Origin of the sequence: Mesorhizobium sp. STM 4661 (assembly GCF_000359125.1) — a bacterium.
GTDB lineage: Bacteria > Pseudomonadota > Alphaproteobacteria > Rhizobiales > Rhizobiaceae > Mesorhizobium.
Map to the genome: position 1 here is coordinate 149,346 of NZ_CAAF010000028.1, position 14,460 is coordinate 163,805.

General features: G+C 63.4%; 15 protein-coding genes. 5 read left to right on the top strand and 10 right to left on the bottom strand.

Annotated elements, in window-relative coordinates; genetic code table 11:
- Window positions 1-12 precede the first annotated feature (12 nt).
- From MESS4_RS09595 to MESS4_RS09605, 3 genes are read right to left on the bottom strand one after another with little or no spacing between them, the layout of a single operon-like run.
- A complete protein-coding gene (locus MESS4_RS09595) occupies window positions 13-1,029 on the bottom strand; it encodes an ABC transporter permease (RefSeq protein ID WP_244441094.1) in 1,017 nt (338 codons plus the stop codon).
- Entirely contained in the window at window positions 1,029-2,561 is a 1,533-nt protein-coding gene (locus tag MESS4_RS09600; protein WP_006329375.1) for a sugar ABC transporter ATP-binding protein, read from the bottom strand. Before MESS4_RS09600 ends, MESS4_RS09595 begins: the two co-directional genes overlap by 1 nt.
- A 4-nt stretch (window positions 2,562-2,565) precedes the next feature.
- Window positions 2,566-3,504 carry a 2-dehydropantoate 2-reductase gene (locus MESS4_RS09605; RefSeq protein WP_006329377.1) on the bottom strand — a complete coding sequence of 313 codons (939 nt, stop codon included), beginning with the start codon at window positions 3,502-3,504 and terminating at the stop codon, window positions 2,566-2,568.
- Between the two features lie 199 nt (window positions 3,505-3,703).
- On the opposite strand from MESS4_RS09605, the gene MESS4_RS09610 reads away from it, so the two are divergent.
- Window positions 3,704-4,441: an FCD domain-containing protein gene (locus tag MESS4_RS09610; protein ID WP_006329379.1), complete on the top strand. Its 738-nt coding sequence runs from the start codon at window positions 3,704-3,706 to the stop codon at window positions 4,439-4,441.
- 48 nt (window positions 4,442-4,489) lie between these two features.
- Here the strand turns inward: MESS4_RS09610 and MESS4_RS09615 are convergent, their stop codons facing one another.
- Window positions 4,490-5,275, bottom strand: a complete 786-nt coding sequence (locus MESS4_RS09615; RefSeq protein WP_006329381.1) for a glucose 1-dehydrogenase — start codon at window positions 5,273-5,275, stop codon at window positions 4,490-4,492.
- Window positions 5,276-5,288: 13 nt separating this feature from the next.
- Entirely contained in the window at window positions 5,289-6,005 is a 717-nt protein-coding gene (locus tag MESS4_RS09620; RefSeq protein WP_006329383.1) for an FCD domain-containing protein, read from the bottom strand.
- 218 nt (window positions 6,006-6,223) lie between these two features.
- Between MESS4_RS09620 and uxuA the strand changes: the two genes are divergently transcribed.
- The 3 genes from uxuA to MESS4_RS09635 all read left to right on the top strand — a co-directional run bounded on the left by uxuA (window position 6,224) and on the right by MESS4_RS09635 (window position 8,293).
- Window positions 6,224-7,408, top strand: coding sequence for a mannonate dehydratase (gene uxuA / locus MESS4_RS09625; protein ID WP_006329384.1), 1,185 nt, complete (start codon window positions 6,224-6,226; stop codon window positions 7,406-7,408).
- A 35-nt stretch (window positions 7,409-7,443) separates the two neighbouring features.
- Window positions 7,444-7,623 carry a hypothetical protein gene (locus tag MESS4_RS09630; protein WP_244441095.1) on the top strand — a complete coding sequence of 60 codons (180 nt, stop codon included), beginning with the start codon at window positions 7,444-7,446 and terminating at the stop codon, window positions 7,621-7,623.
- Between the two features lie 415 nt (window positions 7,624-8,038).
- Entirely contained in the window at window positions 8,039-8,293 is a 255-nt protein-coding gene (locus MESS4_RS09635; protein ID WP_006329387.1) for a DUF768 domain-containing protein, read from the top strand.
- A 70-nt stretch (window positions 8,294-8,363) separates the two neighbouring features.
- Here the strand turns inward: MESS4_RS09635 and MESS4_RS09640 are convergent, their stop codons facing one another.
- The 3 genes from MESS4_RS09640 to MESS4_RS09650 are packed head-to-tail and all read right to left on the bottom strand — an operon-like array spanning window position 8,364 to window position 12,145.
- Entirely contained in the window at window positions 8,364-9,494 is a 1,131-nt protein-coding gene (locus MESS4_RS09640) for a P1 family peptidase (protein ID WP_006329388.1), read from the bottom strand.
- Between the two features lie 40 nt (window positions 9,495-9,534).
- The gene (gene xseA / locus MESS4_RS09645) at window positions 9,535-11,130 is read right to left on the bottom strand and encodes an exodeoxyribonuclease VII large subunit (protein WP_006329389.1); all 1,596 of its coding nucleotides are present in this window, start codon (window positions 11,128-11,130) and stop codon (window positions 9,535-9,537) included.
- A 58-nt stretch (window positions 11,131-11,188) separates the two neighbouring features.
- Window positions 11,189-12,145, bottom strand: coding sequence for a LysR substrate-binding domain-containing protein (locus MESS4_RS09650; protein WP_006329390.1), 957 nt, complete (start codon window positions 12,143-12,145; stop codon window positions 11,189-11,191).
- Window positions 12,146-12,378: 233 nt separating this feature from the next.
- On the opposite strand from MESS4_RS09650, the gene MESS4_RS09655 reads away from it, so the two are divergent.
- Entirely contained in the window at window positions 12,379-12,666 is a 288-nt protein-coding gene (locus tag MESS4_RS09655; protein WP_006329391.1) for a DUF1127 domain-containing protein, read from the top strand.
- A gap of 143 nt (window positions 12,667-12,809) precedes the next feature.
- On the opposite strand, the gene MESS4_RS32000 is transcribed toward MESS4_RS09655, so the two are convergent.
- Window positions 12,810-13,034, bottom strand: a complete 225-nt coding sequence (locus tag MESS4_RS32000) for a type II toxin-antitoxin system HicB family antitoxin (RefSeq protein ID WP_006329392.1) — start codon at window positions 13,032-13,034, stop codon at window positions 12,810-12,812.
- Between the two features lie 262 nt (window positions 13,035-13,296).
- Complete coding sequence (locus MESS4_RS09665; RefSeq protein WP_006329394.1) at window positions 13,297-14,382, bottom strand: DUF937 domain-containing protein; 1,086 nt, start codon at window positions 14,380-14,382, stop codon at window positions 13,297-13,299.
- Window positions 14,383-14,460 lie beyond the last annotated feature (78 nt).

Below are 14,460 nucleotides of genomic sequence, written 5' to 3' on the forward strand. Positions count from 1 at the left end.
CCGCACCTGGACTCAGGCGCGGCCGCTGGTCTTGAAACGATCGAGCGAGACGGCGAACAGCAGGACCAGACCCACCACCAGCCCCTGCCAGAACACGCCGATCGCATTGATGATCATGGCGTTCTCGATCAGCGCGATGAACAGCACGCCGAGAATGCCGCCGAGGATCGTGCCCTCACCGCCTTTCAGGCTCGCTCCTCCGAGCACCGTGGCGGTGATGACCTTGAGCTCGATGCCGACGCCCGCGTTGACGACGGCGCTGTTGAGGCGAGCCGCGCCCAGCACGCCGGCGAGACCCGCCAGCGCTCCCATGATGACGAAGCCGATCAGGATGAGCCGGTCGACGCGGATGCCCGAAAGCTGGGCCGCGCGAGGATTGCCGCCGATGAAATAGAACTGCCGGAAGAAGCGTGTCCGTGCCACCAGCCAGCCGCCGACGAGCACCAGCACGAGCATCGCCCAGAACGGCGACTGGATCCTGAACAGCGGATCGGCGGCGCGACCATAGGCGGCGAAGGCATCGGTGATCGGGGTGACGCCGGTGCCGGCGGTGACATAGGTCAGGCTGCGATAGATGGTGAGCGTGCCAAGGGTTGCGATCAGCGCGTTGATGCCGATGCGCGTCACGATCAGCCCGTTGACGAGGCCGCACAGCGCGCCGACCAGGATGCCGACGAGGACCGCAATTTCGGCCGGCCAGCCCCACCAGCCGGCGACGACCGCCGCCCAGACGCCGGAGAAGGCCAGCGTCGAACCTACGGACAGGTCGAAGGTGCCGCCGATCATCAGCAGCATCATGCCGCAGACAAGGATGCCGACCGGCGCCAGGTTGAGCAGCACGGCCCGCATGTTGGAAGCGGTCGGGAAATTGTTCGGATAGACGATGCTCATCGCCAGCGCCAGCGCGACGACGAGCACGAAGAGCGTCAGTTCCCTGGAATCGGCAAGGCGCCGCACGATGCGCACGAAGAGGTTCTCGCGCCGGCGTTCGGCAGTCTCTGCCATCGGTTGCGTGATCTGCATCGCCATCATGCCTCTGCCATTCCCGGTTGCTTGCGGACCTCGGCCACGGAAGCCGTGTATCTGGTGGCCAGCCGCAGCACCTGTTCCTCGCTCGCCCCATCGCCCGGCAGTTCGCCGACCGTCCTGCCTTCCGCCATCACGACGATGCGGTCGGCAAGCGCCAGCACCTCCGGCAGGTCCGAGGACACGACGAGCAGGGCGACGCCCTTGTCGGCGAGCGCCCTGAGCAGCCGGTAGATTTCGGAACGCGCGCCGACATCGACGCCGCGTGTCGGCTCATCGACGATCAACAGGCGCGGCTCCATCGCCAGCCATTTGGCCAGGAGCACTTTCTGCTGATTGCCGCCGGAAAGATTGCCGACGATCTGGCGAACGCTCGGCGTCGCGATGCGCAGCTCGTCGACGAAATTCCTGGCCAGCGCCTCGGCCTTGCGGTTGGAAAAGTTCGCACCCGACGAGACCCTGGACAGAACCGTCGCGGCGACGTTGTTGACGATGTCCATGCCGAGGAACAGCCCGGCCGCCTTGCGGTCTTCCGGCACCATGCCGATGCCGGCATGCTTGCCGTCCCATGGACCTTTCGGATCGATCGCTTTGCCACCGATCCGAATCGAGCCGCCGTGCCGGCGGCGGGCACCGAAGATCGCCTCGCAGAATTCGCTGCGGCCCGACCCGATGAGACCGGCAAGGCAGACGATCTCGCCGGCCCGCACGGTGATCGATGCCGACCGGACCAAAGGCGGCGCATCCAAATCTTGCGCCTCGAGCACGATTTCGCCGATTTTCCGCCCGGCCGCCGAGCGCGAGAAATGCACGTCGCGTCCGACCATCAGGCGGATCAACTCGTCGGTCGATGTCTCGGCGACCCTGCGTGTTCCGGCAAGCCTGCCGTCCTTGAGCACGGTCACCGAATGGCAAAGCGAGAAGATCTCGGCGAGGCGGTGCGAAACGTAGATGACCGAGACACCGTTGCCGGCCAGCCGGCGCACCACATCGAACAGTTTTTCGGTTTCGGTAAGGGTGAGTGCCGCCGTCGGCTCGTCGAGGATCAAGATCCTGAGGTCGCGCGACAACGCCTTGGCGATCTCGACGATCTGGGCCTGCGCCGGCGACAGCCCCGACACTTTCAGCGCCGGGTCGATGGCAACACCAAGCTGCGCGATCAGCGCCTTTGCCTGATCCCGCATGGCGCGGACATTGACCTGGCCAAGCCATTGCGTCGGCTGCCGACCGGCGAAAATGTTTTCGGCAACCGAAAGCTGCGGCACGAGCGAGCCTTCCTGATGCACGATGCCGATGCCGAGGTCGCCGGCGGCCTTTTCATCGAGCGTACCGATCTCGGCGCCGTCGACCAGGACGGTGCCCTGGTCGCGCGAATAGACGCCGGCGACGATCTTGCCGAGTGTCGATTTGCCGGCTCCATTTTCACCGAGCAGGGCGCGGATTTCACCGCCCTCGACGTTCATCGACACGTCGTCGAGCGCCCGCACGCCGGGGAAGAACTTGGAAAGGCCGTTGATTTCGAGGCGCGGCGCCATGGCCCTATTGTGCCCTAGCCTGGAGGTAGTGGGCCTGCTTGGCCTGGATCATCCAGACCATGGTGTCGTTGACAGGCGTGGCCACGCCGGTGCGCTTGCCTGCTTCGACGATCGCACCGTTGATCACCTCGATCTCGGTCTGGCGCCTGGCCTCGACATCCTGCAGCATCGAAGCCTTGCCGCCGACCGCCTTCTCCAGCAGGCCGGTGATCGCGGCCCAGCGTTCGTCATAGTCGAGCGCGATGCCTTGCGCCTTCGCGACTGCCACAACCTCCTTGAGGATGGCGGCCATCAAGCTCTTGGTGCCATCGAAGGCGACGAGTTCGTGCGACATGAAATGCAACAGCCCCGCGACCGGCAGTGTGCAGGCATTCAGCGACAGTTTCTTCCAGACCTCGTCGAGGATTCTGTCAGACTGGGTCGTCTCGATCTGCGCCGCGCGAAACACCTCGATAACCTTGCCGAGGCGCTCGGTCGGCTGGCCGGTCAGCTCGCCGATATAGGTCATACCGGAGCCGGGATGCTTGACGCGACCCGGCGCCAGCAGCGTGCCGCCATGATAGGTGAGCCCGACCAGCACGCGATCTTCGCCGACGATCGAGGCGATACGCGGCGCGTTGCCCCAGCCATTCTGCAGGCTGAGCACGGCGGTCTCACTGGCGATCATCGGTTTGGCGGCCCGGACGGCAGCCTCGGTGTGATAGCATTTGACGAAATTGATGATGAGATCGACCGGGCCGACGCTTGCCGGATTGTCGCTTGCCGGCACCCTGATCACCGGCTGCGAACCATCCTTCTCCTCGATGGTGAGTCCGTTGTCGTTGATCGCCGTCACCGCTGCCTTGGAGACGTCGATCAAGGTCACGTCGTTGCCGGCACGGGCCAGATAGCCCCCAAATATCCCGCCCATGGCTCCGCCGCCGCCCAGAATGGCGATTTTCATGCATCTTCCTCCCTTGGCGATCGCAACCGCCGTCGCAAAGCGTTGATTTGCCGGCTTTGGGTTATGCCAAACCGGCACCGGCCGATGCTCGTTGAGCCCGGTCCCCTCTTTCCGCTTTCAAGCCTTCGCGCTTTCAATCTTGTGATTTCAGCATTACAAGCTGTTGCATGGTTGTCAAGCATGATGGTATGAAAGGTCTATGGTCGACCCACTAGTCATAGAACGAAAGAAGCTCTTCGAGCATGTTGCCACGCATCTCGAAGGGCAGATCCTCTCCGGCAAACTGAAGCCCGGGGACCAATTGCCGCCCGAGCGCGATCTGCAGTCGCGCTTCGGCGTCGGCCGCCCGGCCATTCGCGAGGCGTTGATCTCCTTGCAGAAGGCCGGCCTCGTCGAACTCACCAATGGCGCCCGCGCCAAGGTGCTGATGCCGACAGCCAGCCATATCTTCACCGGCATGGCGCCGGCCGTCAGGCAGATGCTGTCGACCGAGGAAGGGCAGCGCTCCTTTCAGGGCGCCCGTATGTTCTTCGAAGTCGGCCTCGCCCGCGAGGCGGCCCGCACGGCAACGCCTGCCGACCTGGAATCGCTGCGCACCGCGCTCGAGGCCAACCGCCTGGCGATCGGCGACCGAGACGGCTTCACCAGCACGGACATCGCTTTCCACTTCGAGTTGGCGCGCATTGCCCGCAATCTCGTCTTCGTGGCGTTGCACGACCAGATATCGGAATGGCTCAAGGAGCAGCGCATCGTCACGCTGGCCGCCGACGGCCAGGAACAGACGGCGTATGAAGCGCACCGTGCGATCTATGAGGGCATCGCGGCACGCGACCCCGATCGTGCCGAGCAGGCGATGCGGGAGCATCTGGATCAGCTGACGACGATGTTCTGGCGCCAGCGGGCAAGTGAGCCCGAGGCTGGCGGCCACGACGAATGAAGGCCGCAGATGGACAGAACTTCAGTAAGTGAGAATCTGCCGATGATTCTATTTCACGCCGATGCCGGCGGTCAGGCCGCCATCGATCTTGTAGTCGGCGCCGGTGCAGAACCCGGCTTTCGCCGAGCACAGGAAGGCGATCAGCTCCGCCACTTCCTCCGGCTCGCCGATGCGCCCGATGGGGTGCGCTTCGCCGAAGCGCCGGTAGGCCTCTTCGACATCGGCGTCGCTGCCGTGGTCGCCACGCGCGGCCTTCTCCAGAATCGGCGTGCGGATCGAGCCTGGGCTGACGGAATTGACGCGGATGCCGGAGCGCGCGTGGTCAAGCGCCAGAGCGCGCGTCAGCGTGTGGATGGCGCCTTTGGTCGTGGCGTAGGCGGCGACGTTCTGCTGGCAGGCGAAGCCTTGCACCGACGCCACGTTGACGATGGCGCCGCCGCCCCGGCGGGTCATTTCCGGGATGCCGAAATGCGCCGTCAGGTAGATCGAACCGACATTGACCGACATCGCCTTGTTCCAGGTGTCGAAATCGGTGCTAACAGCGGTTCCGTATGGATGGACCGCCGCCGAATTGACGATGATATCGAGCCCGCCGAACCGCTCGACACCGGCCGCGACCGCGCCGCGAACCTGATCCGGCACGGAGACGTCGGCGTCCATGACCAGTGCTTCTGCTCCGGAGCTTGCCAGTTCCGCTTTCATCGCTGCATTGGCCGCGCGGTCGATGCCGCAGGCGATGATCGCAGCACCCCCTGCCGCAAGGCGTCTGGCGGTTGCGAGACCAATCCCGGTCGTCCCCGTCACCAATGCCACTTTGCCGTCGAAATCCTTCATTGCGGGAACTCCTTCATTCGCTATCGGACGCCGGCTCTTCCGGCAGGAATCGCAGGGCGAAATCGAGATGGCGGCTCATCAGGTAGGCGTAAGCCAGCCTGTCGCGCGCCCGAAGCGCGGCGACGATCTGGCCATGCGCGGCCTTTGTATCGGCCAGCACCGGGCGCCTTTCCTTCCCGATGGTCATGATCCGCAGGATCACGGGGGAAAGGAAGGAATACATGTCCGCCAGCATGCGATTGTCCGCCAGCCTGATCAGCGCCATGTGGAAATTGAAATCGTTCTCGGCGGCCTCCTCGATCGAGCGGCTCGTCACGATCCGGGCGTTGATCTCATCGAGAGCCTCGATCTGTTCGTTCGAGGCATGCAGCACGATATGGTCGCCGATGCCGACTTCGATGATGCGCCTGTAGCCTTGTATGTCGGCGAAGGACGAGCGCGAGACATCCATATGCGCGGCGAAAAAATTCTGGATGGCGATGCTCCGCCCATCGGCAAGGACAGCACCGACGCGGGGTTTCGGTTCGATAAGTCCGTAGGTGCGGATGGTGCGCAACGCCTCGCGCACCGTATTGCGGCTGGCGCCGGTGAGTTCGCTGAGCTTGCGCTCGGTCGGCAGCACGTCGCCGACATTCAGCTGCCGCGCGCGGATGAGATCAAGAATCCGCACGGCCGTTGTGTCGACCGCGGACCTGCCGCTGATACGCCGCGCGGCGGCGTTCTCGCGCACGGCTCGAGAGTTTCCCAATGTCGAGTCTTTCCTGAATTGTTGGACCAACATAACGCAGGCTTTGAGGAAAACAACCGGTTTTGCCCTATAACTCCGGATTTCAATAGTTTCAATAGAAAGTTGACGCAGCGTGTCTCGTAAAATCGACCCGAATTTTTAGTTTGACTCTCATTATGGTCCAACAATAATTTGCCGTTCTCTCACAGAAGGAAGCGGCAATGGAACAGTGCTGGCGCTGGTATGGACCGGACGACCCGGTGACACTCGATCATGTCAAGCAGGCAGGTGCGACAGGCGTGGTCTCGGCCCTGCACAATATCTATGACGGGCGCGCCTGGCCGCTCGAGAGCATTCAGGAGCGCAAGCGGATCATCGAGGCGGCAGGGCTGACCTGGTCGGTCGTCGAGAGCATTCCCGTCCACAATTCGATCAAGATCGGCTCGGCGGAAAGGCTGCGTTATGTCGGCTGGTACAAGGATACGATCCGAGCGCTTGCCAAGGCCGGCATCGCGACGATCTGCTACAATTTCATGCCCGTGGTCGACTGGACCCGCACGGATCTGGCCTACCGGCTGCCGACGACGGGTTATGCCTTGCGTTTCGATGCGATCGATTTCGCGGCCTACGACCTGTTCGTGCTGAAGCGCGGGAATGCCGACGCCGGCTACAGCGCCGCCCGCATCGCCGAGGCGCAATCGCGGCTGAAGGAGCTGAGCAGCGAGAAGATCGACAGGATCGAACGCAACCTCATCGCCGGCCTGCCGGCAACCGAGCGCAGCTACGTTAGGGACAGTTTTCGCGAGGCATTGGCTGAATACGATGCGATCGGGCCGAAGGAACTGCGCGACAACCTTGCCTGGTTCCTGCGCGAGATCGTTCCGGTGGCCGAAGAGGAGGGGGTGCGCATGTGCATCCATCCCGACGACCCGCCATTCTCGCTCTATGGCTTGCCACGCATCGTTTCGACCGCCGAGGATGCGCGCTTCATCCTCAACGTCCTCGACAGCCCAGCCAACGGCCTGACGTTTTGTACCGGCTCCTATGGCACACGCGCCGACAACGACATTGTCGCCATGGTCAAGGAATTCGCCGACCGCATCCATTTCGTCCATCTGCGCAATGTAACCATCGAGGAAGACGGCTCGTTCTATGAAGCCGAGCATCTCGAGGGCGGCACCGACATGGCGCATGTCATCCTCGCCTTGATGCAGGAAGAGGCGCGCCGCAGCAGGGAAGGCCGCGCCGACTGGCAAATTCCGATGCGGCCGGACCATGGCCATCTGCTCGCCGACGATATCGGCAAGACCAGGATCAACCCCGGCTACTCGCTGATCGGCCGGCTGAAAGGCCTCGCCGAACTGCGCGGCATCATGCGCGCCGTGGAGCGGTTCGGGCTGGCTTGAGGGTCTCGGCGGACAGGCTGCCCGGGCAGGGCGGCATGGCCGACGTCGCCAACATGCATCGCGACTATCTGCTCTACATTCCCGGCCAGTCGCTGGTGGGAGACGTCGAGATCGTCAGTTCAGCCCGTGGGCAACCGATGGGCTATCGCACCGGTAGACACGGGTCTTCACCGACCTTTATGTGTTTCAGCTCGATCAAGCATCCTGGGAATTGACCGTTGTCGAAACCCTGCGGCGCGGCGGAAGGAAGCAGGATGGCGAGCAGAGTCGACATTGCATGGGGATGTCACTATATAGCGGCGGCCCCGACGGCTCAGCTTGGGTTGTGTCTGCGGAGCCACCGTAAATGCGCTACATATTGTGATACCTTTTGTGATACATATCGGTCTTAAAAACCGGGAAAAAAGCGAATAGAAACAATAGCGCGGGATTCGCTATGGATCCCAGTCAACGGTATCAGTCTCCTCAAGTATCAAAACGTGCTCCTTGAACCTGTGTTTCCTTCGGCTCTGTGGAGCTTGGACAAGATCGGCTTGCCGGGTGACGACGACTCGGTTGGAATGGGAACATGCATCCTTTTGCGGGAATTGACGTTTATACCAACCGGCATAGCCGCCAGGGAACAGCAGTATGAGTGAACACGCGATCGAGTTCTTGCGCGGGTGGATCGGCGAAAAGGTCCAGTGCCAGCCCTCGCCGGAGAGGATCGAGAAGCAGGCCGAGACCCTCGCCAGGGAGTGCGCGGCCAAGGCTGCGGAAGCCGGCATACCCCTGGAGGATATCCAGGAAGAGGTCGGCGACATCCAGGAGCTTATCGCGTCGAGGCTGGAAGAGGCCGCCGAGGCCGACGAGGACGAAAAGAACTCGAGCAAGCCTGCCGAGTGATAATGCCGAACCCGGCGAACGAGGCCGGGAAGGGCAGCCATTTCCGGCCTGTCTGAAGGGCCTCGCGGCTCTATTCCTTTGAACCTCCGCCAAATCTATCCTTGAGCCATGCCTTCGGCAGCGCCGGCACGAAATTGCCGTCGCGCCCGGTCATGTCGTCATTGGTTGTGAGCGCATTGAGGATCGCTTCCTCCACGCCCTGGATCACCGCATCGAAGAACGGATCGATATCGGTATCGGGGATGAAATCGGCCCTGGCGATGCGGCCTGACGGCGCCAGCGCCGCCTCCGGGTTGGCCGTCGAAAAGGCCAGAAAAATATCGCCCGAACTGTGATAGCCGAACCCGCCGGTCATGGCTATGCCGAGCGGCACCCGCCGCGCCAGCCGCTTCATCTGATGTGGCAGGAATGGCGCGTCCGTGGCGACGATGGCGATGATCGAGCCCTTTTCGGCGCGCGGCGTGCCTTCGCGGATCGCCGGCTCCTTGAGATCGGGCCCGGCGCGCTCGCCGCGAATGGTCAAATTGTGCCGCTTGCCGAAATTCGCCTGCACGAACATGCCGACCGTGTATGGCTTGCCTTGCCATTCCACGATGCGCGAGGCGGTGCCGGAGCCCGCCTTGAAGCCGAAGCTGATCATGCCGGTGCCACCACCGACACTGCCTTCCTCGATCGGCCCGCTTTCAGCCGCATCGAGAGCGGAAAAGACATGCTCGACACCAAGATGGTGGCCGTTGATGTCATTGAGGAAGCCATCATAGGTTTCGCCCGCCACCGGTAGCGCCCAGGCGCTTTCGAGCGATTGCGGCAGCGTCTGCTGCATCCAGCGCAAGGTTGCGTCGCGGCTGACGCCGCAGGAATGCGTGTTGGTGATGGTGATCGGAAAATTGAAGGCGCCGGTTTCCTCGATGATATGCGAGCCGCTCAATTCGCCATTGCCGTTCTGGCTGAACATGCCGGCGAAGACCGGTGTGGCGAGATCGGCGCGCGGTCTGGGCAGGATAGCGGTGACGCCGGTGCGCACCGGCCCCTTGCCGACCAACAGCGGCCCGTCGCCCACAATCAGTGTCGTGTAACCCACCGCGATGCCAGGCACGTCGGTGATGGCGTTGAACCGGCCGGGCGTACCGTCAAAATCGATGCCGAAGGCTCTTGCGCGCCATTTGCCGGATGGCGTCTGGTGGTGCGGATTGCCGGTCATCGGTGCACAGAAGTCATGGGTGTTCAAAAGCCATGGCTGTTCAGAAAAGGGAACCCTGGTTGCCAGGCTCCCTGGATTTGGCGGCCGGTCTCGCAATTGCCTTCGGTCTTGCCGGTTGTGCCGTACCGCCGGTCGGTGTTGCCGTACCGCTGGTGGCAATGGCATCCGCGGCGCCGTCGGCGAACTCCAGCGAAAGCGCCATCCCCGGCGCCACCTCCGCCGCGTGCTTGACCACCGCGCCGTCGGCGTCCTTCACCAGGGCGAAGCCCCGCGCCAGCACGGCCTTGTGCGAGAGCGTCGCCAGCAGCCGGTCGGCTTGGGTCAGTTTCCCGCGCAGGCGGTCCAGCCGCCGCGAAATCGCCTGGTCCTGTCGCCGCGTCAGCCTCGTCAGCGCATCCGCCTGCAATTTCTGCCGCCTTGCAATCGGCGCGGGCGACAGCCGCGCCGCGTTGCGCGAAAACCGCGCCCGCCGCTCGCGCACGATGGCGAAGAAGGCAGCCTGCGCGCGGGCGAGGTCGCGGCCGGTCAGCGTGCGGGCCTCGTTCATGCGTCGCGACAAGGTAGCCGGCGTCAGCCTTTGTCCTTGCAGCCTGGCCCGCTTGCGCTCGATGCTGACCGACAGCGCCCGGCCGAGTCGGCTCGTCGCCTCGTCGAAGCGTCGGCGCGGCAGCGCCAGCAACTGGTCGGGCGAGGGCAGCGCACGGGCCGCCGCGCGCACGACCTGCCGCTTGCGTTCGAAATTGCGCGAGACGGCAGCCTTGAGCCGCGCGCCGAGACTCGCAAGCGTCGCTTCGAGATCAGCTTTGACCGGCACGGCAATTTCGGCTGCACCCGTCGGCGTCGGCGCCCGCACATCCGCCACCAGGTCGATCAGCGTCCAGTCCGTCTCATGGCCGACGGCGGAAATCAGCGGAATGCGTGAGGCAGCCGCGGCGCGGGCGAGCGCTTCGTCGTTGAACCCCCAGAGGTCCTCGAGGCTGCCGCCGCCGCGCGCCACGATCAACAGGTCGGGATGCGGTACGGCGCCATCCCTGGCAAGCGCGTTGAAGCCGTTGACGGCGGCGGTCACTTCCTTGGCCGTCGTCTCGCCCTGCACCCTGACCGGCCAGACAAGCACATGAAGCGGAAACCGGTCCTTGATGCGGTGGATGATGTCGCGGATGACCGAACCTGTCGGCGAGGTGATGACGCCGATGACGCGCGGCATGAACGGCAGCCGCCGCTTGCGCCCGGCATCGAACAGGCCTTCGGCCTGCAGCCGGCGCTTGCGCTCCTCCAGCAGGGCCATCAGTGCGCCGGCGCCGGCGGGTTCGAGATTGTCGATGACGATCTGGTAGTTGGACTTTCCCGGATAGGTGGTGAGCCTGCCGGTGGCGATCACCTCCATGCCTTCTTCGGGACGGAATTTCAGCCGGCTCATCGTGGTCTTCCACACCACGGCATCGAGCCGCGCGCGGTCGTCCTTCAGCGCGAAATAGGCATGGCCGGAAGAATGCGGCCCGCGATAGCCTGATATTTCGCCCCGCACCCGCACATTGCCGAAGACATCCTCGACCGTGCGCTTCAGCGCGCCGGAGATATCGCTCACCGTGTATTCGGTGGCGTTGGTGCGTGATTCGGATGTAGCGTCGCTCATGGACCGATTGAGAGACGGTTGTCCGCCCGCGTCAAGGCGGCTGATGCCGACATCTGTCTCACCAGCCCGGCAGGATCTGGTTCGGCTTGCTCCGCTTCATCTTCGAAAAGGCGAGCGCGGCGAAGTCGAAGGTTCCCGTCTCTTCGCCAAGCGGCACCGAAATATTGTCCAGGCTTTCCGAGATATGGCGGGCCAGCGCGTCGACGATCTCCGGTCGCGATGTCTGGCCACGCATGATGCCGATGCGGCAATCGGGCAGGACGCCGAACCCGTCGGCATCGCCCAGCACCCGCATGCCGGGCCTGAGCGCGCATTCCGGCAGCACCGAGATTGCCAGGCCGGACAGCACGGCAGCGGTGATGACGGTTGCCGAGAAGCTGGTGAACAGGATGCGATAGTCGCGGTTCTGCCGGTCGAGCACATCGACGGCGGCGCGTCGCCAGATGCAGTTCGGCCGGCCGAAAGCCATTGGTAGTACGTCCTGCTCGTGTGTCGCATGGTTGGCCGAGGTGACCCATAGCAACGGCTCGCGCCGCACCACTTCCGATTGGCCGTGCGCATCATTGTGCGTCACCAAGGCCAGATCGAGATTGCCGCGCTTGATATGCTCGACCAGCCCCGGTGTCGGCTCGCAGATCACGGTCAGCTCGACACGCGGATTGGAGCGTGCGAACCGCGCCATGATCTCGGGCAGGAAGCGATCGGCATAGTCGTCCGGCGTGCCGATGCGGATCGTGCCTTCGAGCCGCCGGTCATCGAAGGCGGCCAGCGTTTCCCGGTTGAGGAACAGCATCCGTCTTGCGTAGGAGAGCAGCCTGTCGCCTTCCTCGGTCAGCCTGTTGGTGCGCCCGTCCTTTTGGAACAGCGGCTTGCCGATCCGCTCTTCCAGCCGGCGCATCTGCATGGACACCGCCGACTGGGTGCGGTGCACTTCTTCGGCTGCGCGGGTGAAGCTGCCGGTGTCGGCGATCGAGATGAAGGTCTGCAACTGATCGAGATCGAGTGGCGCTTTCATCGGTCCAATCCATCACTAGTGTTGATGCCTAGGATTAGAAACATTCGTTGGATTAATCAATCGAGTGATGGCAAATTAGCACTATCCACATGAAGCCACTGCATGTCGCCCAAAAGTGGGCACCGGTTTTGGGACAACGACATGCATCACTTTAAGTGAATCGGGACCGGAGCGGCCGCTGTTATCAGCGCCGATCGGCCTGTTTCGTCCGTTCGAATCCGAAGGAGATCGACATGACCACGTATGATTTCGCTACCGAGACCTCGCGCATCACCACGCGTCCGGCCGTTGCGACGCGCGTGGCCAATGCAGTCGCCAATGCCTACCAGGCCTGGAAAAATCGCCGCGCCTTTTATCGCCTTGGCGAGATGTCCGACGCCGAACTCGCCGACATCGGCTTGACGCGCGCCGACCTACACGTCGCCAATGTGCCGTTCGGCCGCGATCCGACGGTCAGGTTGCGTGCGATCGCCGCCGACCGCGCGGACACGATCGAGGATCTGGCCCGCAAGGTGGCCTGATCGCGTTGCTGTTTCGGTCGCGTTGAACCTTTTGAGGTTCGACGTCACCAAAGACTATCGCAGGCTCCCACTCCCTGCCGGATCCCCCCGGCCGCCTGCATCCCGCCCGGTCCCGCGAGGACCGGGCATTTTCTTTCTTGAGGTCAGGCGAACGCCAGCTTTCGCGACGGCCTTGGTATCGATCTGCCCAGCTCATGCGCGGCTTCTATCCAGCTCGCGATGGCGTCCTGGACATTCGCGATGGCCTCTTCAGGAGTGTCGCCGTCACTTATGCAGCCTGGTAAATCAGGTACCAGGGCCGAAAATCCGCCCCCGTCTTCTGCAGAGAGCGGCGCGATGACAACCGGATATTCAAGTCTGTCCGTCATGTCTCTTTGCCTCGTCGATGAATGCCACGAGTTTCCGAATATATACGGGTTTGATAGGACGTTTGAAAGGCACGGTCAAAATGTCAGCCATCGCGGAATGATAGACCTTGTAATGCGATCCACCTGACCTCGGCGGCATGCATTGGACGCCGGCCTCGTCACAAACTGCTTTTACATCCGTTATCGACCAATCGCCGCGAGGGTTGCGGCGCATCTGTTCCAGTCTCTTGCTCACAGCATGCCGACCAGGACGCCGGCAATCCTATCGCCGACCCATTCCTTGCTTGAACTGGTCGAAGATCGACTCCATGCCCTTCTGGTAGTCGTCGCGCTGCTGCGCACCCGTCTCGAACATCTTGCCGAACAGATCGTCGAATGGATTGCTCGGCCTGCCGCTCGGATTGGGCGCCGGCTGCGGCGCCTGGCGCTGCTGCGGCGCCGGCTGCCCACCAGCCATTCCACCTCCTTGGCCGCCGCCGAACATGTCCTGCAGCACCTTGCCGAGCGGATTGTCGCCCATGGGGTTCTGCGTCTGCTGCGTCCGGCCCTGCGGCTGCTGCGCACCGCCGCCAAACATATCCTGCAGCACCTTGCCGAGCGGATTGTCGCCCATGGGGTTCTGCGTCTGCTGCGGTTGGCCTTGCGGCTGCTGGCCACCACCGCCGAACATGTCCTGCAGCACCCTGCCGAGCGGATTGTCGCCCATGGGGTTCTGTGTCTGCTGTGGCTGGCCTTGTGGCTGCTGGCCACCACCGCCGAAAATGTCCTGCAGCACCTTGCCAAGCGGATTGTCGACCGGGCTTGCAGGCTGCGGCGCCTGGCGTTGCTGTGGAGCCTGGGCGCCGCCGCCCGCTTGTCGCATCATCTGCTCGATGAGTTCGCCGAGCGGATTGCCGCTGCCGCCGAAGCCGCCGGCCGCCTGCATCTGGTTGTTGGTCTGCTTGAACAGTCCGCCCATGACCATGGAAGCGACCGAGGGCAGCATCTGCTGCAAGACCTGCTGGCTGACGCCGCTCGCCTGCGCGGCCTGACTGGCAACGGCGCGGGACAGATCCTTCGAGCCGAACAGGTGCCCGAGAATGCCGTTGCCTTCGTCGACACCAGGTTGCGAAAAGGCCGCTGCCGGGTTCTCGAAATATTTGGCGTGCTGGCCGCTGGCCATCGCCGTCACGAAGGAGCCGAGCCCATAAGGGTCGGACGTGTTGCGCTTCAGCCCTTGTGAAAAGGCAGGCAGCAGCGCCTCGACCGCCGACTGCGTCTGCTGTTGCGAAAGCCCGAACTGTTGGGCAAGCGCCTGCATGCCATTGCCGTTCTGGGACTGCGCCAGAATGTCGAACAAGGAAGGCATTGATTTCTCCTCGGGAAAATCCTCGTTGGAGAAGTCTAGTTCGTTTCCATGACCGTTTGAAGCGACTTCTGCCGAGTA